General features: G+C 64.6%; 27 protein-coding genes. 12 read left to right on the plus strand and 15 right to left on the minus strand.

Features of this window, described 5'->3' with window-relative positions; translation table 11 throughout:
* Positions 1–3: 3 nt before the first annotated feature.
* The gene (locus tag ACNJYA_RS20365; protein ID WP_439400616.1) at positions 4–798 is read right to left on the minus strand and encodes an enoyl-CoA hydratase/isomerase family protein; all 795 of its coding nucleotides are present in this window, start codon (positions 796–798) and stop codon (positions 4–6) included.
* A gap of 115 nt (positions 799–913) precedes the next feature.
* Here ACNJYA_RS20365 and ACNJYA_RS20370 point away from each other — a divergent pair, with 115 nt between their 5' ends.
* Positions 914–1,579 carry a GntR family transcriptional regulator gene (locus tag ACNJYA_RS20370; protein ID WP_172789150.1) on the plus strand — a complete coding sequence of 222 codons (666 nt, stop codon included), beginning with the start codon at positions 914–916 and terminating at the stop codon, positions 1,577–1,579.
* Between the two features lie 191 nt (positions 1,580–1,770).
* On the plus strand, positions 1,771–2,742 hold the full coding sequence (locus ACNJYA_RS20375; RefSeq protein ID WP_439400617.1) for an MBL fold metallo-hydrolase: 972 nt from the start codon (positions 1,771–1,773) through the stop codon (positions 2,740–2,742).
* A gap of 111 nt (positions 2,743–2,853) precedes the next feature.
* Here the strand turns inward: ACNJYA_RS20375 and ACNJYA_RS20380 are convergent, their stop codons facing one another.
* From ACNJYA_RS20380 to ACNJYA_RS20405, 6 genes are all read right to left on the minus strand, one after another.
* Positions 2,854–3,267, minus strand: a complete 414-nt coding sequence (locus tag ACNJYA_RS20380; protein WP_439400618.1) for an ASCH domain-containing protein — start codon at positions 3,265–3,267, stop codon at positions 2,854–2,856.
* Between the two features lies 1 nt (position 3,268).
* Positions 3,269–3,988: a haloacid dehalogenase type II gene (locus tag ACNJYA_RS20385; RefSeq protein WP_212258621.1), complete on the minus strand. Its 720-nt coding sequence runs from the start codon at positions 3,986–3,988 to the stop codon at positions 3,269–3,271.
* A gap of 148 nt (positions 3,989–4,136) precedes the next feature.
* Positions 4,137–5,138 (minus strand): class II fructose-bisphosphatase, encoded by a 1,002-nt coding sequence (gene glpX, locus ACNJYA_RS20390; protein WP_172789145.1) that lies wholly within the window; start codon positions 5,136–5,138, stop codon positions 4,137–4,139.
* 138 nt (positions 5,139–5,276) lie between these two features.
* A complete protein-coding gene (locus ACNJYA_RS20395) occupies positions 5,277–6,593 on the minus strand; it encodes a homoserine dehydrogenase (RefSeq protein WP_172789144.1) in 1,317 nt (438 codons plus the stop codon).
* Positions 6,594–6,621: 28 nt separating this feature from the next.
* Positions 6,622–7,842 carry an LL-diaminopimelate aminotransferase gene (locus ACNJYA_RS20400; RefSeq protein WP_172789143.1) on the minus strand — a complete coding sequence of 407 codons (1,221 nt, stop codon included), beginning with the start codon at positions 7,840–7,842 and terminating at the stop codon, positions 6,622–6,624.
* Positions 7,843–8,070: 228 nt separating this feature from the next.
* The gene (locus ACNJYA_RS20405; RefSeq protein ID WP_172789142.1) at positions 8,071–8,346 is read right to left on the minus strand and encodes a hypothetical protein; all 276 of its coding nucleotides are present in this window, start codon (positions 8,344–8,346) and stop codon (positions 8,071–8,073) included.
* 254 nt (positions 8,347–8,600) lie between these two features.
* Here ACNJYA_RS20405 and ACNJYA_RS20410 point away from each other — a divergent pair, with 254 nt between their 5' ends.
* From ACNJYA_RS20410 to ACNJYA_RS20420, 3 genes are all read left to right on the plus strand, one after another.
* Positions 8,601–10,409, plus strand: a complete 1,809-nt coding sequence (locus ACNJYA_RS20410; RefSeq protein ID WP_439400619.1) for a PHA/PHB synthase family protein — start codon at positions 8,601–8,603, stop codon at positions 10,407–10,409.
* A gap of 64 nt (positions 10,410–10,473) precedes the next feature.
* Positions 10,474–10,872, plus strand: a complete 399-nt coding sequence (locus ACNJYA_RS20415) for an MAPEG family protein (RefSeq protein ID WP_172789140.1) — start codon at positions 10,474–10,476, stop codon at positions 10,870–10,872.
* 179 nt (positions 10,873–11,051) lie between these two features.
* Entirely contained in the window at positions 11,052–11,819 is a 768-nt protein-coding gene (locus ACNJYA_RS20420) for an outer membrane protein (RefSeq protein WP_260383548.1), read from the plus strand.
* A gap of 146 nt (positions 11,820–11,965) precedes the next feature.
* On the opposite strand, the gene argC is transcribed toward ACNJYA_RS20420, so the two are convergent.
* Both argC and ACNJYA_RS20430 read right to left on the minus strand, forming a co-directional pair.
* On the minus strand, positions 11,966–12,949 hold the full coding sequence (gene argC, locus ACNJYA_RS20425; protein ID WP_439400620.1) for an N-acetyl-gamma-glutamyl-phosphate reductase: 984 nt from the start codon (positions 12,947–12,949) through the stop codon (positions 11,966–11,968).
* Positions 12,946–13,614: an FMN-binding negative transcriptional regulator gene (locus ACNJYA_RS20430; protein WP_439400621.1), complete on the minus strand. Its 669-nt coding sequence runs from the start codon at positions 13,612–13,614 to the stop codon at positions 12,946–12,948. Before ACNJYA_RS20430 ends, argC begins: the two co-directional genes overlap by 4 nt.
* Positions 13,615–13,770: 156 nt before the next feature.
* Between ACNJYA_RS20430 and ACNJYA_RS20435 the strand changes: the two genes are divergently transcribed.
* Positions 13,771–13,962: a hypothetical protein gene (locus ACNJYA_RS20435; RefSeq protein WP_439400622.1), complete on the plus strand. Its 192-nt coding sequence runs from the start codon at positions 13,771–13,773 to the stop codon at positions 13,960–13,962.
* Between the two features lie 81 nt (positions 13,963–14,043).
* The gene (locus ACNJYA_RS20440) at positions 14,044–15,045 is read left to right on the plus strand and encodes an MBL fold metallo-hydrolase (RefSeq protein ID WP_212258602.1); all 1,002 of its coding nucleotides are present in this window, start codon (positions 14,044–14,046) and stop codon (positions 15,043–15,045) included.
* Between the two features lie 40 nt (positions 15,046–15,085).
* Here the strand turns inward: ACNJYA_RS20440 and ACNJYA_RS20445 are convergent, their stop codons facing one another.
* Entirely contained in the window at positions 15,086–15,616 is a 531-nt protein-coding gene (locus ACNJYA_RS20445; RefSeq protein WP_271498485.1) for a DedA family protein, read from the minus strand.
* A gap of 274 nt (positions 15,617–15,890) precedes the next feature.
* Here ACNJYA_RS20445 and parE point away from each other — a divergent pair, with 274 nt between their 5' ends.
* The 4 genes from parE (at position 15,891) to ACNJYA_RS20465 (ending at position 20,407) form a co-directional block, all read left to right on the plus strand.
* Complete coding sequence (gene parE / locus ACNJYA_RS20450) at positions 15,891–17,933, plus strand: DNA topoisomerase IV subunit B (RefSeq protein ID WP_439400623.1); 2,043 nt, start codon at positions 15,891–15,893, stop codon at positions 17,931–17,933.
* Between the two features lie 438 nt (positions 17,934–18,371).
* On the plus strand, positions 18,372–19,154 hold the full coding sequence (locus ACNJYA_RS20455) for an outer membrane protein (RefSeq protein ID WP_172789132.1): 783 nt from the start codon (positions 18,372–18,374) through the stop codon (positions 19,152–19,154).
* A gap of 276 nt (positions 19,155–19,430) precedes the next feature.
* Entirely contained in the window at positions 19,431–19,616 is a 186-nt protein-coding gene (locus ACNJYA_RS20460; RefSeq protein ID WP_172789131.1) for a hypothetical protein, read from the plus strand.
* Positions 19,617–19,636: 20 nt separating this feature from the next.
* The gene (locus ACNJYA_RS20465; RefSeq protein ID WP_212258597.1) at positions 19,637–20,407 is read left to right on the plus strand and encodes an SDR family NAD(P)-dependent oxidoreductase; all 771 of its coding nucleotides are present in this window, start codon (positions 19,637–19,639) and stop codon (positions 20,405–20,407) included.
* Between the two features lie 111 nt (positions 20,408–20,518).
* Here ACNJYA_RS20465 and ACNJYA_RS20470 read toward each other — a convergent pair whose 3' ends face one another.
* The 5 genes from ACNJYA_RS20470 to ACNJYA_RS20490 form a co-directional block, all read right to left on the minus strand.
* Positions 20,519–21,286, minus strand: a complete 768-nt coding sequence (locus tag ACNJYA_RS20470; protein ID WP_212258596.1) for an outer membrane protein — start codon at positions 21,284–21,286, stop codon at positions 20,519–20,521.
* A 178-nt stretch (positions 21,287–21,464) separates the two neighbouring features.
* Positions 21,465–22,712 carry an FAD-dependent oxidoreductase gene (locus ACNJYA_RS20475; RefSeq protein WP_439363154.1) on the minus strand — a complete coding sequence of 416 codons (1,248 nt, stop codon included), beginning with the start codon at positions 22,710–22,712 and terminating at the stop codon, positions 21,465–21,467.
* A 153-nt stretch (positions 22,713–22,865) separates the two neighbouring features.
* On the minus strand, positions 22,866–23,261 hold the full coding sequence (locus tag ACNJYA_RS20480; RefSeq protein WP_439400624.1) for a hypothetical protein: 396 nt from the start codon (positions 23,259–23,261) through the stop codon (positions 22,866–22,868).
* A gap of 77 nt (positions 23,262–23,338) precedes the next feature.
* Complete coding sequence (locus tag ACNJYA_RS20485; RefSeq protein WP_172789126.1) at positions 23,339–23,554, minus strand: hypothetical protein; 216 nt, start codon at positions 23,552–23,554, stop codon at positions 23,339–23,341.
* A 93-nt stretch (positions 23,555–23,647) separates the two neighbouring features.
* Positions 23,648–25,162: a caspase family protein gene (locus ACNJYA_RS20490; protein WP_439400625.1), complete on the minus strand. Its 1,515-nt coding sequence runs from the start codon at positions 25,160–25,162 to the stop codon at positions 23,648–23,650.
* Positions 25,163–25,364: 202 nt separating this feature from the next.
* On the opposite strand from ACNJYA_RS20490, the gene ACNJYA_RS20495 reads away from it, so the two are divergent.
* Positions 25,365–26,330: a helix-turn-helix transcriptional regulator gene (locus ACNJYA_RS20495; RefSeq protein ID WP_439400626.1), complete on the plus strand. Its 966-nt coding sequence runs from the start codon at positions 25,365–25,367 to the stop codon at positions 26,328–26,330.
* Positions 26,331–26,440 lie beyond the last annotated feature (110 nt).

Raw genomic sequence — 26,440 nt, forward strand, 5'->3', positions numbered from 1 at the left:
GTCCTATTGGCCGCGCCATTGCGGCGCGCGCTTGTTGAGGAAAGCATCGAGCCCTTCGCGAAAGTCCTGGCTCGTGTAGCACATCAGGATGAGGTCTTCGCCCTCGTCCTGCGTCAGCCGCCGTTGCAGGCGGCCGACAGCCTGCTTGGTCGCATTCAGCGTCAGCGGCGCACGGCTCGCAACGAGCCGGGCGACCTCGTCCGCGCGTCCTTCAAGGGCGGCAAGATCCTCGACGACCTCGCCGAGCAGTCCGACGCTTGCGGCCTCCGCGGCATCGACGAGGCGCGCGGTGAAGATGAGATCCTTGACGCGCGCCGCGCCGATCAGGGCGGTGAGACGGCCGACATTGGACATCGACAGGCAATTGCCGAGCGTCCTGGCGATGGGAAATCCGATCTTTGCGCTTTTCGTGCCGATGCGGAGATCGCAGGCCGCGGCAATGCCGGCGCCGCCGCCGGTGCAGAACCCGTTGATCGCCGCGATCGTCGGCACCCGGCACTGCTCCAGCGTGGTCAGCACGCGATCGATGCGGTTCTCGTAGTCGATGGCGTCCTGCGGCGTTCTGAATTCGCGGAACTGGTTGATGTCGGTGCCCGACGCGAAGGCCTTGTCGCCGGCACCGCGCAGTACAAGCACCTTGATCGCAGGGTCGCGGTTGGCCTGCTCGCAGATCGCGGCGAGCCGCTCGTACATGGCGAAGGTAAAGGCATTGCGGGCTTGCGGCCGGTTGAAGGTGATCCGCCCGATGCCATCGTTGCATTCAAAAACGAGGTCGTCCGCCTCCGTAGCAAGGTCCATTTCCTCATGTCCTCTTGTTTTTTACATTTTTGAATGCAAAATTTGCGATTAGCAAGCGGGAACTTCCGAATATCGCCATATAATCCCGCTTTTGCATTCAAAACGGAGCGCTTCCATGCTTCACGAGGAGGTTGTCGGCCGCATCCGCGCCATCCTGCTCGACGGCGAAATCCCGCCGGGCGCGCGGATTCCCGAGCGCGAGCTGTGCGAGCGGCTCGAAATCTCGCGCACGCCGCTGCGCGAGGCGCTCAAGGTGCTGGCCGCGGAAGGGCTCGTGCAGCTGCTGCCGCATCGCGGCTCGCGCGCAGCAAAACTGACCGACAAGGACATGCGCGACCTGTTCGAGGTCTGCCAGGGCTTGGAGGCCCTCGCCGGCGAACTCGCCTGCGAGCGCATTGGCGATGCCGAGATCGACGCGATCGCCGCCGCGCATGACGAGATGGTGCAGCATTATCGCGACCGCGATTTGATCCAGTACTATCGCGGCAACCGCGCCATCCACGAAGGCATCGTGACCGCAGCAGGAAATCCCGTGCTCGCAGGGCTTTACGCCTCGGTGACCGCGCGCATCCGGCGCGCGCGCTACGTCACGCCGATGACGCCGCAGCGCTGGGCGCTCGCCGTGAAGGAGCACGAGGCGATCCTCAACGCACTTCAGCGCCGCGACGGAGTCGGCCTCGCCCACATCCTGCGGGCGCATCTTCGTCACAAGCGCGAAGAGGTGCTGCAGGCGGGCTTTGCCGAAACGGATGCAAGTGAGCCCTCGCTCCGTATCGCGTGAGATTTCTGCAGCGACGATCCAGCGAACACAATCGCGACACAATCATTGATTGATGCTTGCGCGCCACGCGATCATCAATCCGTTTCCTCTTGCGAGCCTGTCTGAACCGGCGCAGCATCCCGCTGCCGGCCCAAAGCCGCACATCACGCGCGAACAATCGCGCGGATCAAAACAGAAAATGGAGGATACGAATGACACTTGACGTCTCGCGTCGATCCCTACTCGCACTCGGAGCCGGCCTCGGCGCCAGCGCCATGCTCGGCAGCAGCGCGATGGCGCGGGCGCCCAAGCTCGGCACCCAGACGCCCTACTGGCACCGCTTCGTTCTCGGCGATGCCGAGGTGACCGTCGTATCCGACGGACCGCTTCCGCTCGGCGATCCCTCCGGGACCTTCACCGGCGTTCCCAAGGAAGAGGTCAAGAAGATGCTGGCCGACAATTTCCTGTCGCCGGACAATGTCGTGCTCGAACAGAATTCTCCGATCGTCAACACCGGCGACAAGCTCATCCTGTTCGACACCGGCATGGGCTCATCGAAGATGTTCGGCGCCAGCACCGGACGTCAGCAGAAGAGCATGACGGAGGCCGGCATCAAGCCGGAGGACATCGATGCCGTCGTGTGCTCGCATGCCCATATCGATCATATCGGTGGCATCGTCGACGAGGGCGGCAAGCCGCTGTTCCCCAACGCGCAAGTCTACATTGCCCAGAGCGATTTCGACTTCTGGACCGACGAAGGCAAGCTCGGCAGCGCGGCAAAGGACTTCGTCGTCCACGCCCGCAAGAACCTGCTGCCGGTCCGGGATCGGATCAAGTTCTTCAGGGATGGCGAGGAATTCCTGCCCGGCGTGCAGGCGATCGCGGCGCCCGGCCACACCGTCGGCCACACCATCTTCATGGTCTCGTCGGCAGGCAAGTCATTCGCCTTCCTCGGCGATCTCTCGCACCATTCGGTGCTGCTGCTGGAGAAACCACGGATGGAGTTCTCCTACGACTCCGACCCGAAGCAGGCGGCCGAGTCGCGCGTCAAGCTGCTGACGATGCTGGCGGCGAACAAGATCCCGGTGATGTCCTATCACTTCGCCTGGCCTGGCTATGGCCACGTCGCCAAGGCGGGAGATAGCTTCCGCTACTATCCGGAGCCGATGAAGATGACGTTGTAGCTATCAGTTCAGGTCCGGGCGGCGCGGGCCGCCCGGACTGTTCCTCGCGGCGCGAGGCGCCCCACAAGCCGGTCTCGTACGAGCGATCCAGAGTTAGGATCTCCTCGTCCCCTATGGATCCATACCGGCATCGCCGAAGACCTCGACCAGGCGAAATCGCTCGCACATCAGCATCATGTCGTCGCTGTAGCGACCGAGCCTGCCGAAATAGGATTGATGGGCACGGCGCCAATCAGCCAGGCTCCGGTCGCCCTCTCCCTCGTCATGTGCAAAGGCTGCATCGACCTCATTGAAGCGCCGGTATGTCACCTCGATGGTTTCGATGACGCAGCGCGGCTCTCCGCGCCCGTCGAGCACGACCCAGCGCTCACCGGGCGTAGAGGTGTTCGGCTCGTCCTCGGTGCTGCACGTCGCGGTCTTGATGCCGTTGACGACGAGCTCGACCAATTCGTCCGCCAGCGCAGGGCTGTCGCCGAACGCGAAGGTTCGCAGATCTCGATATCGTTCGGGGATCTGCTTGCCCATCCTAGCAGCCGAGCTTGTCGGCGATGCCGCCAAAATCCTTCGCGACGATGTCCCAATTGCCGGTTGCTTCGAAATCGACCTTCTGGAGCGGCCCGTACTCCGTCGGTCGCGCGACGAAGGCGGTCTTCAATCCGTTCTTCTGCGCGGCCGCGAGATCGCCATTGTGGGCGGCGACCATCATCACCTCTTCCGGCTTGAGGCAGAGCAGGCGCGCGGCGCCGAGATAGGTTTCCGGATCGGGCTTATAATGCTCGAACAGCTCGGCCGACAGGATGAGGTCCCACGGCAGGCCGGCGAACTTCGCCATGTTGGTGAGCAGCGCGACGTTGCCGTTCGACAGCGGCGAGATCACGAATTTTGATTTCAGCCGCGTCAGGCCGGCGACGCTGTCGGGCCAGGGATGGAGCCGATGCCAGCCCTTGGTGAGGTAATCGAGATCGGCCTCGGTGAGGCCCTTGATCGCGAATTTCTCGACGAGCTGCTCCAGCGAGCGGCGGTGAAGATCATCGAGCATGACATAGCCGCGCTCGGGATGTTTGCGCACGTCGTCCATCGAGGCCATGTACATGCCGCGCCAGCCGTCGACGAGCGCGGTCCAATCGGCGCTGATGCCGCGCTGCTTGCCCCACCACATGAAGTCGGTGATCAGGCTGGTGCGCCAGTCGACCACTGTGCCGAAGACGTCGAAGACGAGGGCTTTGACGGCGGAGAGATCGGACATGGCGCTTCCTCCGATTGTTTTTGTTGTCATTCCGGGGCGATGCGCAGCATCGAGCCCGGAATCCATTTCGCGTCGGAGTTTGCCGCCCGATGGATTCCGGGCTCTCGCTTCGCGAGCCCCGGAATGACGGCAGTTGGTGTTGCCTGGATCAGTCCAGATGGAACTTGGCCAGCTCGCGATGCTCGGCCTTGATGTAGCGCACCGTGCCGGTGACGGAGCGCATCACGACCGTCTCGGTCTCGATCACGCCGTCCTTGCGGAATTTGACGCCTGACAGCAGCGAGCCCGTGGTGACGCCGGTGGCGGCGAACAGGCAGTCGCCGCGTGCCATGTCCTCGATGCCGTAGATCATCTTGGGATCGTTGACGCCCATCTTGGCGGCGCGCTCGCGCTTCTCGTCGGAGTCGAGGATCAGGCGGCACTGCATCTGGCCGCCGATGCAGCGCAGCGCCACGGCGGCGAGCACGCCTTCCGGTGCACCGCCGGTGCCGAGATACATGTCGACGCCGGTGTTGTCGGGGTCGGCGCAGTGGATGACGCCGGCGACGTCGCCGTCGGTGATCAGGCGCACGGCAGCGCCGGTCGAGCGCACGCTCGAAATGATGTCGGCGTGGCGCGGACGGTCGAGCACCAGGACCGTGATGCCTTCCGGCTTGACGCCCTTGGCCTTGGCGAGGCGGCGGACGTTGTCGGCCGGCGAGGCATCGAGATCGACGACGCCCTTGTCGTAACCGGGGCCGATCGCGAGCTTCTGCATGTAGACGTCGGGCGCGTGCAGCAGCGTGCCGCCGTCGGCCATCGCCATGGTGGCGATCGAGCCCGGCATGTTCTTGGCGCACAGCGTGGTGCCTTCGAGCGGGTCGACCGCGATATCGACCTCGGGACCTGCCTTGAGGCCGACCTGCTCGCCGATGTACAGCATCGGCGCCTCGTCGCGCTCGCCCTCGCCGATCACGATGGTGCCCTGGATCGGCAGCTTGTTGAGCTCGCGCCGCATCGCGTCGACCGCGGCCTGGTCGGCCGCTTTCTCGTTGCCGTGGCCGCGCAACCGCGCCGACGACACCGCCGCCCGCTCCGTCACCCGCACGATCTCCAGCGTCAGAATGCGCTCGAGCAAGGCGTGCGGGGGGACTTCAATATGGGTCGACATCGGCTCACTCCTTCGAAACGTTTGGGACGGAAATCTCCGTCCGCATCAACTCGCAACACCCACAGTTCGTTCGAACCGTGCTCTATGGTTTGAGCATGCTCTTGCCGGAAAACCGCGTCACACTTTTCCGGAGCATGCTCAGTTCTTCTCAATCCTGATGACCTGCGGACGTCCGCTGATCACCTTGTCCTTCTGCACGGCAGCGAGCGCACGGCGCACGGCGTCCTCATGCGTCGCATAAGTGATCAGGATGACGGGCACGGGGACCGCCTTGCCGTCAGCGGGTGCTGCGCCGCCATTGGGATGACGCTGCACGATCGACTCGATCGAAATCTTCTGCTCCGCAAGCCGCGTCGCGATCGCGGCCGCAGTGCCGGGGAAATCGCGCGCGAGCAGGCGGATGTAATAGCCGCCCTCGTGGCGCTCCATCGGCGCCTTCTTGGTGTCGCGCAGCTGCGCGATCGGCCGACCGAACGGATTGGCGCGGATGCCGCGCGCGACGTCGGCGATGTCGGCGACGACGGCAGATGCGGTCGCGGCACCGCCGGCGCCGGGGCCGACCAGCGTGATCGGCGGAATGCCCTCGCCATCGATCGTGACCGCATTGGTGACACCCATCACCTGCGCGATCGAGGAGGATTTCGGCACCATGGTCGGATGCACGCGCTGCTCGATGCCCTTGGCGGTGCGAACGGCAACGCCGAGCAGCTTGACGCGGTAACCGAGATCGGCGGCGGCGCGAAGATCTTCCGGCGCGATGGATGAGATGCCTTCGACATACACGGCGCTTTGAGCAACTTTCGTGCCGAAAGCGAGGCTGGCGAGAATGGCGAGCTTCTGCGCGGTATCGTGGCCGTCGACGTCGAAGGACGGGTTGGCCTCGGCATAGCCGAGCCGCTGCGCGTCCTTGAGGCATTCGGCGAAGGACAGGCCCTCCTGCTCCATCCGGGTCAGGATGTAATTGCAGGTGCCGTTGAGGATGCCGTAGACGCGGTTGACGCCGGTTCCGGCAAGACCTTCGCGCAACGTCTTGATGACGGGGATTGCGGCGCCGACGGCTGCCTCGAAATTCAGCGCACCGCCGTGCTTTTCAGCCGCCTTGGCGAGCTTGAGCCCGTGCTTGGCGAGCAGCGCCTTGTTCGCTGTGACGACCGACTTGCCGGCACTGAGCGCAGCGTCCACCGCCGACAGCGCGGGATCGCCGGCGCCGCCCATCAGCTCGACGAAGCAATCGACCTCCGGATGCGTGGCGAGCGCCATCGGATCCTTGGCCCAGTCGACGCCGCGCAGGTCGATGCCGCGCTTCTTCGCCTTCGAACGCGCGGTGACGGCAACGACGCGGATGCCGCGGCCGCTGCGGCCCGCCAGCACGCGCGCTTGCGTTTCGATCAAGCGGACAACTTCGGCACCCACGGTGCCGAGCCCCGCTATGCCCACTTTCAGGGGTGCGACCATGATACTTCAGAAAACCTGCAGAAGAGAATTAACGCCGATTGGCGAGCGGAACGACGTTGTGCAACGTTTCGATCCCGCTTTCAAGGAAGCGGCGCACGCCGCGCGCGGCCTGCCTGATCCGTTGCTCGTTTTCCACCATGGCGATGCGGACATATCCTTCACCATGCTCGCCGAAGCCGACGCCGGGCGACACCGCGACTCCGGATTTCTCCACCATCAGGGTGGCGAACTGCATGCTGCCGATGCTGCGGAAGGCTTCCGGCAGCGGCACCCAGGCGAACATCGAGGCTTCCGGCGGCGGGATGTCCCAGCCGGCACGGCCGAACGATTCCACCAGCGCGTCGCGACGCTTGCGGTAGGTGTCGCGCATCTCCTTGATGCAATCGTCCGGGCCGTTCAGCGCCGCGGTCGCCGCGACCTGCACCGGCGTGAACGCGCCGTAATCGAGGTAGGATTTGACGCGGGCGAGCGCAGCGATCACGCGTTCATTGCCGACCGCAAAGCCCATGCGCCAGCCGGCCATCGAGTAGGTCTTCGACATCGAGGTGAACTCGACGGTGCAGTCCATCGCGCCCGGCACCTGCAGCACCGAGGGCGGCGGGTTGCTCTCGTCGAAATAGACCTCGGCATAAGCGAGATCGGACAGGATCAGGATCTCGTGCTTCTTGGCGAAGGCGACGAGGTCCTTGTAGAAGTCCAGGCTCGCGACATAGGCGGTCGGGTTCGAGGGATAGCAGACGACGAGCGCGAGCGGCTTGGGGATCGAATGCACGATCGCGCGCTCCGCCGCCTCGAAGAATTGCGGCGTCGGCTCTGACGGCACCGAGCGGATCACGCCGCCCGCCATCAAGAAGCCGAAGGCGTGAATCGGGTAGCTCGGGTTCGGACACAGAATGACGTCGCCGGGCGCGGTGATCGCCTGCGCCACGTTGGCAAAACCTTCCTTCGAACCCAGCGTCGCCACCACCTGGGTGTCGGGGTTCAGCTTCACGCCGAAGCGGCGGGCGTAATAGGCGGCCTGGGCCCGGCGCAGTCCGGGGATGCCGCGCGAGGCGGAGTAGCGGTCGGTGCGCGGCTTGCCCAGCGTCTCCTTCAACTTCTCCAGCACATGCGCCGGCGCCGGCAGGTCCGGATTGCCCATGCCGAGGTCGATGATGTCGGCGCCGGCATTCCGCGCAGCCGCCTTGGCCCGGTTGACCTGCTCGAACACGTACGGCGGAAGGCGGCGAATGCGGTAAAATTCTTCCATGGCTCTCTGGGCTCCGGGCAACCGGTCAGGACAGAATCGACAGGCCGCGAGGGCCATTCCAAAAGCCCTCAGGTCTCATCGCGAAAATTACTCAAAATCAAATACTTAGAGCAATCGTCGGCGACGAAGACTGAAGTCGTTCGCCCTGACTCTTGGCTGAACCGAGGTCTTTTAGCACGGCAACACGGACGCGCCAGCGATTACCTTGCCGGTCTCGCGGGCACAAACCTATTTGCCGTCCTTCGCGGCAGCGGCCTGGCGGTCGCGCGCGGCGGCGAGCTCGGCTTCGATCTTGGCGCGCTGCTCCAGCGGGATGATCGCCTGATCGCGATCCGGCGGCAGATCGTGCACCGGCAGATAGGTGCCGGGCTCCCTGGCACGCGGCGGCGCATCCGCAGGCGCCAGATCCGCGAACTGGCTCGAACACCCGCCCAAGGCGAGCGCCGCGATCAGCACCGCGCCGCAAATCGGCAGCGTCTTTTGCAGGTCCCATACCGCCAACACTTGGGAAATCCCCTACTCGTCCCAAAGCACGGCCCCGGGCAAGCTTACCCAAGACCGCGCCCAAGCTCAAACCATTGCTGCCCAAAATGGTAGGAGCGAGAAAACTGCCGATGCCCAACAAACCGAGACGTGCGGCCCGATTGTGACGGAACCAAGAAGATTTGTCGCAGTGCAACACATCTTCGAGAGTGTTTAACGTCAAACATGCGAGCTTCGCGGTGACGAATACGGAATGAATCGTTACTGTTCTGCTCATGAGTATGGCCACGACCGATACGCCGAAACCCGAGACGAAGTTCGATGCCGAAGCCTTCGCGATGAACGTCGCGCGGGCGATGGAGAGCGGCGGCAAGGCGCTCGCCGCCTACCTCAAGCCGCGCGAGAGCGGCGAGGTGCGGGACCGCCCGCCGCCCGAGCTCACGGAGATGGTCAAGACCTTCACCGCGGTCGCCGAATACTGGCTGTCGGACTCCTCGCGCTCGTCCGATCTGCAGACCAAGCTCGCCAAGGACTATCTCGACCTCTGGGGCTCGGCGGCGCGCCGCATGGCCGGTCAGAACGCCGAGCCGGCGATCGCGCCCTCGCCGCGCGACAAGCGCTTCGCCGATCCGGAGTGGAAGTCGAACCAGTTCTTCGACTTCGTCATGCAGCTCTATCTGCTCACGACCAAATGGGCGCAGGAGCTGGTGCGCGACGCCGAAGGGCTCGATCCGAACACGCGCCGCAAGGCCGACTTCTACGTCCAGCAGGTCACCAACGCGCTCTCGCCATCGAACTTCGTGCTGACCAATCCCGAGGTGCTGCGCGAGACGGTGGCGTCCAGCGGCGAGAACCTCGCGCGCGGCCTGAAGATGCTGGCCGAGGACATCGCCGCCGGCAAGGGCATGCTGAAGATCCGCCAGTCCAACCCGGACAATCTCGTCGTCGGCGTCAACATGGCGACGACGCCGGGCAAGGTGATCTACCAGAACGAGATGATGCAGCTGATCCAGTATTCGCCGACGACGGAGAAGGTGCTGCGCACCCCGCTCCTGATCGTGCCGCCCTGGATCAACAAGTTCTACATCCTCGATCTCAAGCCGGAGAAATCCTACATCAAGTGGTGCGTCGACCAGGGCATCACCGTGTTCGTGGTCTCATGGGTCAATCCCGACAAGCGGCTCGGTACCAAGGGCTGGGAAGACTACATGAAGGAAGGCCCGCTCACGGCGATGGACGTGATCGAGAAGGTCACCGGCGAGATGAAGGTGCACACCGCCGGCTATTGCGTCGGCGGTACGATGCTCGCGACCACGCTGGCCTGGCTTGCCGAGAAGCGCCGCCAGCGCGTGAGTTCGGCGACGTTCTTCGCGGCGCAAGTCGACTTCACCCATGCGGGTGACCTCCTCGTGTTCGTCGACGAGGAGCAGATCGCAGCGCTCGAGCACGACATGAAGACGGCCGGCGTGCTCGAAGGCTCGAAGATGGCGATGGCCTTCAACATGCTGCGCTCCAACGACCTGATCTGGTCCTATGTGGTCAGCAATTATCTGAAGGGCCAGCAGCCGAGCGCGTTCGACCTGTTGCACTGGAACTCCGATGCGACACGGATGACCCAGGCCAACCATTCCTATTACCTGCGCAATTGCTATCTCGAGAACCGGCTCTCCACCGGCACGATGGTGCTCGAGAACACCCTGCTCGATCTCTCCAAGGTCAAGGTGCCCGTCTACAACCTCGCCACCCGCGAGGACCACATCGCGCCCGCTGAATCGGTGCTGTACGGCTCGCAGTTCTTCGGCGGCCCCGTGAAATACGTGCTGTCCGGCTCGGGCCACATCGCGGGCGTGGTCAATCCGCCTGCCGCGAACAAGTACCAATATTGGACCAACGACAACATCAAGAACGTCAACGTCGCGCAGTGGATGAAGGGCGCCGTGGAGCACAAGGGCTCGTGGTGGCCGGACTGGCGCCAATGGCTGGGCGAGCTCGATCCCGAGGAAGTCCCGGCGCGCGCGGTCGGCAGCGAAGCTTTCCCGCCGATCGAGGACGCGCCCGGCAGCTATGTCAGAGTTCGCGCGTAGCGGAATCCGGCGCGCTTTCGTATAGACTCGCCTCAATCCAGCGACGACACAGGGGACCGGCACTATGACACGCGAATTGTTCTGGCTGACACTGACGGTGATCCTGACGGGGGTTTTGTGGATTCCCTACATCATCAACCGCTGCCAGGTTCGCGGGTTGAGCGGTGCCATGGCCAACCCCTCGCGGGGCGACAAGCCGCAGGCGGAATGGGCGAACCGGCTGATGTTCGCGCATGACAACGCGGTCGAGAACCTCATTATCTTCGCCCCGCTGGTGCTGATCCTGAACGCGATCGACTATTCCACGAAATGGACGGTGCTCGCCTGCGCCGTCTATTTCTGGTCGCGAGTCGCGCACACCATCGTCTATGCGCTCGGAATTCCGGTGTTCCGTACCCTCGCCTTCACCGTCGGCTTCCTCGCCCAGGCCGTGCTGGCGCTGGCGATCTTCGGATTGGTTTGAAGCGGCAGGCTTGCGCCGAAGTCACGCTTTCGCAGCCGCAACCAGCGGTTGGATGACCGATAGACTGTTGCCGAAGGATGACAGTCCGGAAGAATCGGCAACGGCCCGCTCTGCCAACGCGCTGGCTCGTTCCTCCACAGCTATATTTACCCATCGCAATTGATTGATTCGGGGCAGACATGAATTGGAAGATTGCATCCGCGCTCGGCGCGCTCTCGCTCGCAGCCATCACGACGCAGGCCAGTGCCGCCGATCTCGCCGCCCGCCCCTACACCAAGGCGCCGCCGATGATCGCCGCGATCTATGACTGGAGCGGCTTCTACATCGGCGCCAATGGCGGATACGGTACGTCGCGCAAGTGCTGGGACCAGATCGCCGGCTTCGGCCCCGGCGTTGCCGAAGGGTGCCATGACGCGACCGGCGCGGTGGCCGGCGGCCAGGTGGGCTATCGCTGGCAGAGCAGTGCCTTCGTGTTTGGTCTCGAAGCGCAGGGCGACTGGGCCGATCTCTATGGCCGGAATGCCAGCGCCATTCTCGGAGTCGAGAACCGCACCCGGATCGAGGCTTTCGGCCTGTTCACCGGCCAGGTCGGCTACGCCTGGAACAGCGCGCTGCTCTATGTGAAGGGCGGCGCCGCCGTCACCAGCGATCGCTACCGGGGCGCCGGCACGGGCGGTCTGGCCGGAGCCGAGTTCGACCGTGCCAACGAGACTCGTTGGGGCGCCGCGGTCGGCGTCGGCTTCGAGTACGGCTTTGCCCCGAACTGGTCGGTCGGCCTCGAGTACGACCATCTGTTCATGGGCCGGCGCGACGTCACGCTGACCTCCACCGGCGCGCTGGCGCCTGCCGGCACGTTCTCGCGCACCGATCGGATCGGTCAGGACGTCGATCTGATCACCGCCCGCATCAACTACCGGTTCGGCGGGCCGCTCGTCGCGAAGTACTGAGCTTGTGCCCCGGACGCAGTGCAACGCCTCTTGGCGGTGCGCTGCAGAGCCGGGGCCCATGGTCTTGCTTTCGCCTGTCGTGTTATGGGTCCCGGCTCTGCGGAGCAGCGCTAAGAGCTGCACCGCGTCCGGGACACGAGACTGCCCTACTCCTCCGGCAGTCCCAGCATCAGCCGCATGTTCTGCACGGCTGCACCGGATGCGCCCTTGCCGAGATTGTCGAGCCGGGCGACCAGTAGCGCCTGGTGATATTTGTCGCTGGCGAAGACGTAGAGCTCGAGCATGTTGGTCTCGTTGAGCGCCTCCGGCTCGAGCCGGCCGCCCTTGCTCGCCTCGCTCTGCAGCGGCATCACCTTGACGTATTTCGAGCCGGCGTAACGCTTCGCCATCGCCGCCTGCAGGTCGGCGCCGCCAGGCTTGCCCGGCAGCGTGTCGAGCTGGAGCGGCACCGAAACCAGCATGCCCTGTCGATAGTTGCCGACCGAGGGGATGAAGATCGGCCGCCGCGTCAGGTTCGAATAGAGCTGCATCTCCGGCAGATGCTTGTGCTCGAAGCCGAGGCCGTAGAGCTCGAAGGACGGCGCGCTGCCATCCTCGAAGCTTGCGATCATCGACTTGCCGCCGCCGGAATAGCCGCTCACCGCGTTGACGGTGACGGGATAATCCGATGGCAGCAGGCCAGCATCGACGATCGGCCGCAACAGCGCGATCGCGCCGGTCGGATAGCAGCCGGGATTGGAGACCTTCTTCGCGGCCTTGATCTTGCCGGCCTGGTCCGGCGTCAGCTCCGGAAAGCCGTAAGCCCAGTCCGGCGCGACCCGGTAGGCGGTCGAGGCATCCAGCACCTTCGGCCCTTGATTGCCCATGCTGTCGACCAGGGCAACGGTTTCCTTGGCGGCGGCGTCGGGCAGGCAGAGGATGACGAGATCCACCTCCTCCATCAGTGCCTTCTTGGCGGCCGGATCCTTGCGCTTGTCGTCGGCGATGGTCTTGACCGCAACGTCGCTCTGGAGCTTCAACCGCTCGTTGATGCCGAGCCCGGTGGTGCCGGAGCCGCCGTCGACGAAGACGGTGGCGGGCTTCTTGGCCGCGCCGGTGATCGGGGCTTTCGTGGTTTCGGTGAGGCTCATGGAACGCTCCTTTCGAGCTTGTTGGTCTCGGCCGCAAAGGCTTCCGGCCTCACGTCCTGCATCAGTTGCGCGATTTTCCTGGCGTCGGCCGCGGGCTGCGCGCCGAGCGCATTGGCGATCGCCGTATAGTCGGCGTCGGACTTGTGCTGGTTGAGCTTGAAGCTGCCCTCGACCTCTTCAACCGTCATGACCAGACCCACGATTCCCTTCTTCATCGCTTCCAGCCGGCCCGCCGTCATCTTGTCCGAGGTCCATGGCTTCTTCGGCAGCAGCCAATTCTCGAACTTGTCGCTGAGCGTGTCGACCTGCACCGCGAGCTCCTCATCCGACAACGGCCGTACTGGACCGCTCAGATGCACCGATTGGTAGAGCCAGGTCGGAACCTGATCCGGCGAGACGTACCAGTCCGGCGATACATAGGCATCGGGGCCGTTGACCGCGAGCAGCCACGACGCATCGCCGCCCGCCTGCTTTAGCAGCGGATTGTGACGGGCGAGATGAAACGCGGCCTGCGGCGTGCCGTCTGCGGCATAGGTCAAATAGAACGGCAATGGCGAGGCGATCGGCTTCCTGCCGTCGAACGCGCACATGGTGCCGAAGCCGCGCTCCTCGGCGAATTTCAAACTCGCGGCGCGGTCCTGCTTGAAAAAGGGTGGCGTGTACATCGTGGTCTCCTGCTGGGCCTCCTCGGGGGAGCCGCCGGATCAGATCGCGCTGACAGGAGAGAGGATGCCGCGGATCGGGTCCAGCGGCAAAGACGATGATCTCAAACGCGATCGACCGCCCAAACCGCTAAGCTGCGGCGGCGGCGGCGAGCGAACATGATGGTCGCGGCGTTGATCATGGCGCGCGGCTATAAGGCCTGCGGGTTCCAGGGTCAAGTCCAAATCGGCTCGCGGGATGCCGGGGTCGACCGCCACAATGCCGCACTGGTGACGGCACGTTGCCGCACTGGTGACGGGACGGCACGTTGCCGCACGGATGTCATCGGCTTGCAGCGGAATTTCCCTTAAGCGTGGGTGTTCCCGAGAATGACCGGCGGGCCACAACCTCGCCGGGTCCTCCCTTTCGCAACCCAGCCTCAGGACATCGTCATGACCGAGATCACACGTCGCGCTACGCTGGCCGGTGCCGCCGCCTCGGCGCTCCTGCCCTTCGTGAAGACCTCTCCCGCGAGCGCCGCCGCGCCCCCGGCCGAAAAGCAGAATGCGAGCTTTTATCGCTACAATGTCGGCACCCATCAGGTCACGGTGGTCTGCGACGGCGTTGCCACCGTCAATTTGACCGACAATTACGCGGCCGGTGCCAGCAAGGACGACATCAACAAGGTCTTCGCCGAACATCACCTGCCGACCGACAAGGTCACCCACACATTCAACCCCGTGGTCGTCAACACCGGACCGAAGCTCGTCGTCATCGACACGGGTCTTGGGCCCGACCAGTTCGCGCAGACCAAGGGCAAGGTCGGCCAGTTCCACAACAACCTGGCAGCCGCAAGCATCGACCGCGCGGCGATCGACACCGTCATCATCTCCCACTTCCATGGCGACCACATCAACGGCCTGCTGGCAGCCGAGAACAAGCCCGCCTTCCCCAATGCCGAGATCATGGTGCCGGCGGCGGAATGGAAGTTCTGGATGGACGACGGCGAGATGAGCAAGGGAATGGGCAATCCGATCCTCGAGAACAATTTCAAGAACATCCGCCGCGTGTTCGATGCGCTCGGTCGCAAGGTGACGCAATACGAGGCCGGTAAGGAGGTCGCGCCCGGTATCACCTCGGTGGCTAGCCCCGGCCACACGCCGGGCCACAATTCCTTTGTCGTCGCCTCCGGCGCCGAGAAGGTGCTTGTACAGGTGGATATCACCGCGGGCGCAGCGTTCCTGTTCGTGAAGCATCCCGAATGGAACATCGCATCCGATGTCGACAAACCGCTGGCACAGCAGACGCGGCGCAAGCTCTACGACATGGCGATTGCCGAGAAGATGCCGATCCAGGCCTTCCACGCCGCCTTCCCCGGTCTCGTCCGGGTCGAGAAGGAAAAGGACGGCTCCGGTTATCGCTGGATCCCCGCGATCTGGAACGCAACGCTGTAGGCTTGGCCTGACGCCCTGACCGGGCGGCCCGGTTGCCCGGTCAGATCACCCGCCAGATCCATTCCATGATCTTGGCGAGCACGTCGCCGAACAGCAGCAGCACGGCCGACCAGATCAGGGCCGAGACGAAATTGGCGGCCTGAAAGCTCCAATAGGGCATCTCGAAAATGCCGGCCGCGAGCGGCACGGAGGCGCGCAAGGGGCCGAAGAAGCGGCCGATGAAGATGCTGGGGATGCCCCAGCTGCGCACGAAGGCCTCACCTCGGGGCAGGAGTTCCGGATAGCGCGAGAGCGGCCACATCTGGGCAACCCTCTCCTTGTAGCGGTAGCCGAACCAGTAGGAGACCCAGTCGCCCAGCGCCGCGCCGAGGCCACCGGCGATCCAGACCGGGTAGAAGCTGATGCCGCTCGCCCCGATCAGTGCGCCGATGGCCACCAGCGCACCCCAGGCCGGGACCAGAAGCGAGATGAACGCGAGCGACTCGCCGAACGCCAGCACGAACACGATTGGCGCCGCCCAGGCCTGGTGAACGCGCACGAAGTCAGCCAGGGCGTGCGCAAACTGCTCCATCCAAAAAAGCCTTCCCGCCCCGTCTCAAGGTGCTGCTCGATGAAAAGGACTGGTAAGCCAAGGACTTGTGTGACATCAAGTCACAAAACCCGACATGACTAAGGCGGGAACGTCAAATTGCCGGGAAATGGCGGGCCTGCGGCGTAAAATCGCCGGGATTGGCTCCCAACCCACAGCGCGCGGCCCGCCCTCCGGTAACCTTTCCAGGTGAGAAGTGGCATAGTCGGCCTAACCGATTCGCGGCTGCCGCGGCCCTCAAAACGTATCAAGATACATGTCCAAGCAATTGAAGCCCAAAGCAAAAGACGACTTTTTCGGCGGTGACGAGCCGAAGCCCCGCGCCACCAAGGCGGCGCCGCGCGGAAGCGGCGGGGAAGCCGATTACACGGCCGCCGACATCGAAGTGCTCGAAGGGCTGGAACCGGTGCGGCGCCGGCCCGGCATGTATATCGGCGGCACCGACGAGAAGGCGCTGCATCATTTGTTCGCCGAGGTCATCGACAACTCGATGGACGAGGCGCTGGCCGGACACGCGACCTTCATCGGAGTCGAGCTCAGCGCAGACGGGTTCCTGACCGTGACCGACAACGGCCGCGGCATCCCGGTCGACCCGCATCCGAAATTCCCAAAGAAGTCGGCGCTCGAAGTCATCATGTGCACGCTGCATTCGGGCGGCAAGTTCGACAGCAAGGTCTACGAGACCTCGGGCGGCCTGCACGGCGTCGGCATCTCGGTGGTGAACGCCCTCTCCTCCCGTCTCGAGGTCGAGGTCGCGCGCAGCCAGAAGCTCTACCGCATGACGTTCGAGCGCGGTCACCCCAAGGGCAAGCTCGAGGATCTCGGCAAGATCAACAACCGCCGCGGCACGCGCGTGCGCTTCAAGCCCGACACCGACATCTTCGGTGCCAAGGCCGCGTTCAAGCCGCAGCGGCTGTTCAAGATGACGCGCTCGAAGGCCTATCTGTTCGGCGGCGTCGAGATTCGCTGGAACTGCGCGCCGGAGCTGCTCAAGGGCGTCGAGGACGTGCCGGCGGAGGCGACCTTCCACTTCCCCGGCGGCCTCAAGGATTATCTCGCGGCCGCGATCCACGCCGACACGCTGGTGCATCCCGACATCTTCTCCGGCAAGTCGGGGCGCAACGGCGCGCACGGCGCCTGCGAATGGGCGGTGGCCTGGACCGCTGATGCCGACGGCTTCCTCTCGTCCTACACCAACACCGTGCCGACGCCCGACGGCGGCACGCACGAATCCGGCCTGCGCAGCGCGCTGCTGCGCGGCCTGAAGGATCACGCCGAGCGCGTCGGCCAGGGCAAGCGCGCGGCCTCCGTCACCTCGGAAGACGTGATGGTGGGCGCCGCCGTGATGCTCTCGGTGTTCGTGCGCGAGCCGGAATTCCAGGGCCAGACCAAGGATCGCCTCGCCACCGCCGAAGCACAGCGCATCGTCGAGCAGGCGATGAAGGATCCGTTCGACCATTGGCTGTCGGGCAATCCAAACATGGCCAACCGGCTGCTCGATTTCGTCATCGACCGCGCCGAGGAGCGCCTGCGGCGGCGGCAGGAGAAAGAGACCGCGCGGAAAACCGCCGGCAAGAAGCTGCGCCTGCCCGGGAAGCTCGCCGACTGCACCGATGCCGGCACCGACGGCTCCGAGCTCTTCATCGTCGAGGGCGACTCGGCAGGCGGCAGCGCCAAGCAGGCGCGCGACCGCAAGACGCAAGCAGTGCTGCCGCTGCGCGGCAAGATCCTCAACGTCGCTTCCGCCGGCAAGGACAAGCTGACGGCGAACGCGCAGCTCTCGGATCTCGTGCAGGCGATCGGCTGCGGTACGCTCGCGCAATATCGCGAAGAGGATCTGCGCTATCAGCGCATCATCATCATGACCGACGCCGACGTCGACGGCGCCCACATCGCCTCGCTCCTGATCACCTTCTTCTACCGCCAGATGCCGCGCCTGATCGACGAAGGCCACCTCTTCCTCGCAGTGCCGCCGCTCTACAAGCTGACCCACGGCTCCAAGTCGGTCTACGCTCGCGACGACGCCCACAAGGAGGCGCTGCTCAAGAGCGCGTTCAACGCCAACGCCAAGGTCGAGGTGAACCGCTTCAAAGGTCTCGGCGAGATGATGCCGGCGCAGCTCAAGGAGACCACCATGGACCCGGCCAAGCGGACGCTGCTCAAGGTGGTGCTGCTGGCCGACGACCGCGACACCACGGCGGATTCGGTCGAGCGGCTGATGGGCACCAAGGCCGAGGCGCGCTTTGCCTTCATCTCGGACAAGGCCGAGTTTGCCAGCGACGAGCTGCTGGACGTCTGAGGCGGCAACCCAACCGGCCATACGCCAATCACAGCCCCGGTCCTAAGCCGGGGCTGTGTCGTTTGAGGAGCGGGTGCCCGATCCGGCCGGCTTTCCGGGTGGACTGCCGGTATTTCGTTGATTCCCGGATCGTCTCAAGGCGACTCGGCCAGCGACTCAACGGATGCCGCGACCGAGGCATGTTTGCCTCCATTTCGGACAAAGCCGAATTTGCTAACGAGACGTTAGCAAAATCGAAACGCCGGAATTCGCTCAAGTTATTGAAATGCAATCGATATTACAGATTCCCGCGACAACGCCGCAAATACCTCCGCACCGGCGTTTTCCGGCGACTGTGCCTGCCCTGCAACAGCATTTCGGCGAGAACCGTCTATAGTTCGGGCATCAGATGACACGGACTTCAGTGCGCTCGCGCCGACAAGGTTTGGGGATTTTAACATGAAGAAGATTTTGCTCGCTCTGACCGCGGTCGCGGCGATGACCGGTTCGGCCTCGGCTGCCGACTTGGCTGCCCGTCCCTACGCGAAGGCCCCGATGCCGGCGCCCGTCGCCAACTGGACCGGCTTCTACGTCTTCGGCGGCGGCGGCGGCGGTCTCTCGAATGCTGACCAGAGCGTTGTCGATACCGGCACGGGTACCCCGCTGACGATCACTCAGCGCCAGGGCGGCTCGGGCTGGTTCGGCACGGTTGGCGCCGGCTACGACTGGCAGTTCAGCGGCACTTGGGTCGCTGGTGTGTTCGCCGACGGTCAGTTCGGCAGCATCCGCGCCACCATCCAGGATCCGACCCTCGGCATCACTGGCAACCAGAAGCTGGAAACCTCCTGGGCTGCGGGTGTTCGCCTCGGTTGGCTGGTCGCCCCGAACGTTTTGTCCTACGTCAACGGCGGTTACTCCGGCGCTCATTTCGGCCAGACCAACTTCACGACGCTGGGCGGCACTCCCGTGGGCGTCCATCTCAGCAGCTACGATCGGCATGGCTGGTTCGTGGGTGGCGGCGTCGAGAACAGCCTGAACATCTTCGGCATCACGTCGCCCGGCTGGTTCATGAAGACCGAGTATCGTTCGGCCTTCTACAATGCCAAGACTCAGGACGAACTGTTCGACGTCAGCAACCTTCCGGTCGGCAACAGCATCCGCGCCAACAGCTGGAACCAGACGATCTCGACCTCGCTGGTCTACCGCTTCAACTGGACCGGTCCGGTCGTCGCGAAGTACTGATCTGATCTCACGATCAAGCGTCAAAGCCCCGGCATCGCCGGGGCTTTTTCGTTTGAGGTTCTATCGTCCGACACTGTTGAGCGCTTCATATGCGCCGGCGAGCCGGGCGCCCCCTGGACGATCTTGCGCATCGACATGCGTCCTCCGCGCGGCCTTGCGGCCACCGCCCATTGTATCCGCACCAGAGCTACGGCTAGTCTGGCGCCAAGTTTTCGTGGCTGCGGCATTCATTGAATGCCGTGGACCGCGACAGAAGCGGACCGATGGGAGGAAGGCATGCGCAGATTTCTGCTGGTGGCAGGCCTGTTTGCCACCGCTCTCGGGCTGCTCTGGATCGGACAGGGCACCGGCACGGTTCCGTGGCCCCGATCGAGCTTCATGGTCGACCAGCTGCAATGGGCCGGCTATGGCGCAGCCATGGCCGGGTTCGGTCTGGTGCTGATCTGGCAGAGCAACCAATAAAGAAACCAGGGAATACAAGCATGACATCCAGCCGGTTCGATCTCCGCGGCAAGGTCGCGATCGTCACGGGAGGCAATGGCGGCATCGGGCTCGGCATGGCGCGGGGCCTTGCCGATGCCGGCGCCGATATCGCCGTGGTCGGACGCAACGAGACCAAGTCCGCGGCCGCCGTGGCCGATCTCAGGCAGCGCGGCGTGAAGGCGATCGCCGTCGCCACCGACGTCACCGACAAGGCGGCGGTCGCCTCCATGATCGAGCGCGTCGTCAAGGAGCTCGGCCGCATCGACGTCCTCGTCAACAATGCGGGCATGAGCATCCGCAAACCGCCGCACGAGCTCGAGCTCGACGAGTGGAACAAGGTGATCGACACCAACCTCACCAGCGCCTTCGTGTGCTCGAAGCTGGCCTATCCCGCGCTGAAGGCGTCCGGCAACGGCAAGGTGATCAACATCGGCTCGATGATGTCTATCTTCGGCGCGAGCTTCGCGACCGCCTATGCGGCCAGCAAGGGCGGCATCGTGCAGTACACCCGCGCCTGCGCCAATGCCTGGGCGCCCGACAACATCCAGGTCAACGCCATCCTGCCGGGCTGGATCGACACCGATCTCACCCGCGGCGCACGGCAGCAGGTCTCGGGGCTGCACGAGCGCGTGCTGGCGCGCACGCCCGCGGGCCGCTGGGGCGACATCGACGACTTCGCCGGCATCGCCGTGTTCCTGGCATCGCCCGCGTCGAATTTCGTCACGGGCACGGCGATCCCGGTCGACGGCGGATTTTCGGTGATGGCCTGAGGCCCGCCCGCCCGCCCGCCGAGAGCGCAAAAAAAGAAGCCCCGGACAAGGCCGGGGCTTTTAATTGAGGCAGTGCTTTTCTTGATCGTTGGTCGCGTTGCGTCGACGTGCTCAGTAGCGGGCGATGGTGGGGGCATCGAACTTGTAGCTCGCGCGCACGACGGCCCACTGAATGTCCCGCGGCTTGGCATCGAAGGTGTAGCTGCCGCCGGTGCCGCCGAGCTGATAGGTCTGGCTGCCGAAGGCCGCGTAATTGTATTCGAGGCCGACGATCCAGTTGCGGGTGACGCCGTATTCCCATCCAGCGCCGACGGTCCAGCCGTTGGCCCAGTGGGTCTGACCGCCGGAGCCCGTCGCCGGAGCGACCGTGTCGGCGACCGAGAGGCGGTTGTTCACACCGGCATAGCCGCCCTTGATGTAGAAGAGGTTGTTCTGCACGGCGAAGCCCGCACGGCCCACGACGGTCGCGAGCACGTTGGCGCGCCAGGAGAACACGTCATCCCCGGCACCAAACGCGGTGTTCGTGAACGAGCCCTTGTTGTCGAGGCCGGAGATCGTGCCTTCCACGCCGAACACATAGTTGTTGGCCTGCCAGTTGTAGCCGATCTGGGCGCCGCCCATGAGGCCAGAACCACGCTGCCGATAGCCCTGGCCCGGAGCGAGATCGCCGAACGCCGTCGTGTTGCCGCTGTTGATGAACTGTTCGTTGGTCCATGCGCCACCGATGTGGCCGCCGACATAGAAGCCGGTCCAGTTGAACAGCGGCTCGACGTAAGCGGGCGCCTTCGTGTAGCGCGCACCGAGATCGGCGGCGGAAGCAGCACCCGTCGAAACCAGAGCGGTCGTGCAGGCGAAGGCGGCAATCAATTTATTACGCATGGTACACCCCGTGTCCTTGATGGGCGCACGGTCACAGACGGCCCTTACTAAAATTGAAATCAACACGGTTAACGTGGCGGTTGAACGTGCACCGTGGCGTCAATCCGGTAGCGCTGTTGCAGGCGCGCAACGCGCCGCGCGCGATTTCACGCAACGTTATCCCTACCGAAGTCCTACGCTAAAATACCGGTGCGGCCCGCGATTGCACGTGCTCCGGCCGCACGCCGAGCGCGATCAGGCGCGCCGGAATGCCCTGCAGCCATGGCAGCGCGGTGATGAGGCGCACGACCAGCGGCACCTTCAGCGGGCCGCCGCCGCCCTGCAACGCGCCGCTGATGATGTTGTTCTGCACGACCACCTGCATGCGCTGCGTCATCTTCACCGGGAACTCGCGACGGCGCCTGATGGCATCGAGCTCGTGCTCGGACGGGCAGCCATGCTGCAGCTTGTCCGCCAGGATGTTCGCGGTCGCAACCGCATCCTGCACGGCCAGATTGACGCCGACGCCGCCGACTGGCGACATCGCATGCGCGGCGTCGCCAATGCACAAAAGGCCAGGCTGCGTCCAACGCGCCAGACGGTTGATCGCGACGGTGAGCAGCTTGACGTCGTCGAATCTCTTCACCTCGGCGATGCCGGAGCGGAGGATCGGCGCCATCCGCACGACGTCGTCGAGCAGCGCCGGCAGCCCCCTCGCCTTCACCGCCTCGTACTGCCCCTTGGCGATGACATAGGCGCATTGCCAGTAATCGCCGCGGTCGAAGGTGATCATCATCTTGCCGGGCTCGACCCGCGCGAACACGTTCTCGGTCTCGTCGGGCCTGCGGCCGGCCCGGAACCAGAGCACATCCATCGGCGCGCCGATCTCCTCGATCTCAAGCCCAGCGCGCTCACGCACCGTCGAATGCCGGCCGTCGCAGGCGATGGTGAGATCGGCTTCGATGTCGATGATGCCGTCGGGCGTCTTCGCCCGCACGCCGGCGATCGTCTCGCCACGGCGGATCAGATCGATCGCCTCCGTGCTCATCATCACCTCGAGGGAAGCAAAGCGCCGGCCGGCCTCGCGCAGAAAATTCAAGAAGTCCCATTGCGGCATGAAGGCGATGAAGGGGTATTTGGTATTGAGCCGGCTGAGATCGGCAATGCGCACCGGCGTGCCGCCGAACAGGCCGTCCATCTTCTGCAGGCGCTGGTGCGGCAGCTTCAGGAAGTCGTCGATCAGGCCGAGTTCGTCCATCACCTGAAGCGTCGAGGGATGCACGGTGTCGCCGCGGAAGTCGCGGAAGAAATCCGCATGCTTCTCCAGCACCACGACGTCGATGCCGGCACGGCCCAGGAGATAGCCGAGCATCATGCCGGCAGGTCCGCCGCCGACGATGCAGCAGCGGACTTTCATGGTCCGCTTCGCTTGTTGATCGGATGTCATTGCCGCCGCGATCTACTATCGATCAAGAAATACCTGACGATACTAGCGCGATTCACGGCGAGACGGCCTCAATTTGCAGCGACAGCCCGCGCGGGTCGTTCGCAGCATACAAAGGCCCGCAGGAGCGCGGGCCTTTGCTTGATGCGGGGATGACTATTTCTGGTCTTCGTTGCTGGTCCCGGACCCCGGACTGCCGATCGGCATGCCATTGGGCGCATGACCGACGCCGGAGTTTCGCTCGGCCTGGGCGGCAGCAGGCGACTTACCGTTCGCGGTCGGTGGCTGAACATTCGGATTGTTCGGGCTGTTGTTGGTCTTGACGTTCGCTCCGGTGGTGGTTCCCTGGGTCCCCATTCCGGACGGAGCCGACGGTCCCGAATTGGCGCTGCTGGACGACGTGCCCGTTCCGGCACCTGAGCTTGCCGCAGATCCCGCGCTGGCACCACTGGCACCGCCCGCACCACCGCCGCCGCCACCTCCGCCTTGAGCAAGGGCGGTCGTCGAGACTGCAGCACAAGCGATCATCACGAGAATGGATTTGCGGATCATGGATCGTCTCCCTGGTTTGGCAGACAATCCGAGTCAGCAGGAGTAGTTCCTTCCGGGAGACTCGACGTTCGCTTGCCTCAGGGCTTTTGCGACTTCCGTTCCCACGGGCGCTTGCCGTCAGCGTCGCGATCCCAGGGTCGGGTGATCGGAGCGACCCTCTCTTCTTCAGCGGCTTTCGCACGATCCGCTTGGACGCGTTCGCGGTCGGTGAGTGGCGGCGCGCCGGGGGCCGCAGTCGTTTGGGCCAGAACCGGAAGCGTCGTAAGGAACGCTGCGATGATGAATTTTGTCATCCCCGGCTCTAGCACTTTCACCTTGACCTGTCCGATTTAACTTCGTTCACGCCGTAAGGTGATCCTGTCACAATCCGCCGGCCGAACAGCCGCTCAATTGTTGCTCCGGTTCGCGCTCCTGAAGCTCTTGATCTCCGAGACGCTGCCGTCGCGATAGGTCAGCTCGACCGAGACGGATTTCGTGCTTGGCGCGAGCTTCATGTAGAGCGGCATGCCGGCGCTGACCGCGCTGGGGTCGCGCATGTCGCAGGGCGGCATCTTCAGCACCTGGTTGGGCACGGCGGTGTCGATGCCGATGCGCACCTCGCGGATGGCGCAGCGATAGGAGACGAGGTGGGTGTAATAGACGAGCAGCCCGTTGAACTCGCGGAACGACAACCAGCTCGTCGAGGTCATGTCGAGGATCTTGCGCTGGTCGCGGATCAGCGCGGCCTCGGGATCGAACCTGATCGGGAATGGGCCCTGCATGTCGCCGGACTGGTCGACGTAGCGAACCTCGATGGTGCCGGCCTGCGCATCCGGCGGCAGCTCGATCGACGGGTTCGGCATCCGCTTGCGCGTGCGCGGATCGAGCGTGTCGATGAAGCCGGTCTCGCGGAAATCGCCCGCGCCGGCCATGCGCCAGGAAATGCCGAGCGTCGGATCGGCGAAGGAGAACGTCACGCTCCAGCCGCCATTGTGCCGCGAGAAGCTCGCGATCGGCGCGTTGAGGCTCTCCTCCTTGGGCATCTGCGGCACCGACACCGGCGGCAGCGCCGCAAGCTTCTGCGGCGGCGGATCGTCCGAACGCGCGACGGCGTCCTTGGCGAGGCCGCTGAGGAAGACATCGTCGACCATCTGGTCGAAATAAACAGGCACCTGCCTGTGCTTCACGGTATCGGCCATCTCGCTGACGGCACGGCGGGTCCGCTGCGCCACCTGCACCAGGTTCTCGCCGGGCTTGAGCAACTCCTTGGCGAAAGTGCGCGTGAACACCGAATTCGGATTGGCGTCGTCATTGGAGAGCCGATCGAGCGCGGTCTGGCGGGGACCCGCGGAGAACACCGAGAACACGCCCTCGGGCAGCTGCGTCATCGGCGCGAGCCCGCCGCCGCCGGCGACCGCGCGGGTGCCCTTGCGCTCGAACGGATTGTTGCGGCAGGCATCGAACACCAGGATCGAGGTCCGTGCCTTCTTGTTCTGAAGCCGCTCGACGATGCGGTCGGCCAGGATCGAGGCGTCACGCACCAGCTCTTCCTGCCCTTCGGTCGCCGCCGGCACGTCGGTCGGCAGCAGATAGTTCTGGCCGGCGATCTCGAAGCCGTGGCCGGCATAGAAGAAGAACGCGGTGTCGCCAGGCTCGATCGCCTTGTCGAAGGCGAGCAGCGTCTCGGAGAATTGCTGCCGGCTCTGGTTCTCGGCGACCATCACCGAGAAGCCGAGCTGCTTCAGCGTGTCGCCCATGGTGCGGGCGTCGTTGACGGCCTTGAGCAGCTTCGGCACGTTCTTGTAGTCGTTGTTGCCGACGACGAGCGCGACACGCTTCTCGGCACAGGCGGGCGCGGCGAAGCCGCCCAGGCTTGCTGCGAGGCCAAGGGCCGCCAGAATTCTGAAAAGCCGACGCGTCATCGCAAAATTTCCCGTTGCAGAACCGGCCCTGCCGCCGATCTTCGAACGGCAGTTCATGGAACCCCCTGCCGCTGTGTGATAGTCGGCCCAGACCAGACCACGGTTCAAGGACCCCGGGGCTCCGATTGTACGATCCGACTATGGCCGATTCCGCTGGAATCTGCTTCCTTTTGGACAATTTCCCCGCAAGCGAGGGGCTGCCGTGTTGCACTGGTGTACGGACGAGGTCGACCCGAAGGATCGGTTCGATTATTGGCGCGAGGTGCGCGCCAGGGGGTTGTTCGGCGTCACCGCCGAGCTCGCGCGCGAGCGACGCGCAGACTTTTTCGGCGAATTCTCGCTGCGTCAGCTGGGCGGCGCCGGCCTCGTCGAGCTGAAGGCCTCGCCCTACGCGGTCGAGCGCAGCGCGGCGGACATCGCCTACGCTCCGGGTGAGGCGATCTGCGTCTACCAGCAGCTCGGCAGCGGTGGCTGGTTCGGCGGCATGCGCACGAGCGACTTTGCGATCGCCAATGGCAGCTTCGCCACCAGCCATACCGACCTGCCCTACCGCACCGCGCCGCTGGGCACCGGGGGGTTCCACCTGCGGATCCTCAAGATCCCCGTGAGCAGCATCCCGGTGCAGGACAAGCGCATGCGCGAGCTTGCGCCCAGGACCTTCAACGATCCGGCCCTGGCATCCCTGCTCGCGGCCTGCTTTGCCGATCTCGGCGAGATCGCCGCGGACAATGCGGCAGCTGCGGTCCAGACCTCCTTGGTCCAGGCTTTGGCCCATCTGGCGCTGATCGAGCGCGGCGTCGTGCGGCCCGGCAGCCGTCGGGGACAGCAGGCACTGCGGACCGCCCGCCTCTCGCAAGCCCGGCGGCTGATCGTGCGCCACCTTGAGGACCCCAATCTGGCGCCGGCCATGGTGGCCGACCTCCTCGGCGTCTCCGTGCGTCATCTGCACATGCTGTTCGAGATGGCGGAGAAGAGCTTTTCCCAGACGGTGACCGACGAGCGCCTGAATCAGAGCCGCCGCCTCCTGCGCGAGGCGCCGGAGCGGCTGATCGCTGATATCGCGGCCTCATGCGGCTTCGAGAGCCTCGCAACCTATTACCGGGTGTTCAACGCCGCCTATGGCATGGCTCCCGGCGACTTCCGGGCCAAGGGACTGGACGGGCGTTAGCTGCCGTCCTGGGCGCGGGCGGGCGGGCTGAGGTCCTCGGGGGAAAACCCGAGCCGCGCCCGTGATTTGGGCAAAAACCTCAGGTTTTTTAGGCTCTTCCCGCGCCCGCT

It is taken from the genome of Bradyrhizobium sp. BLXBL-01 (genome assembly GCF_051853025.1).
Classification (GTDB): Bacteria; Pseudomonadota; Alphaproteobacteria; order Rhizobiales; family Xanthobacteraceae; genus Bradyrhizobium.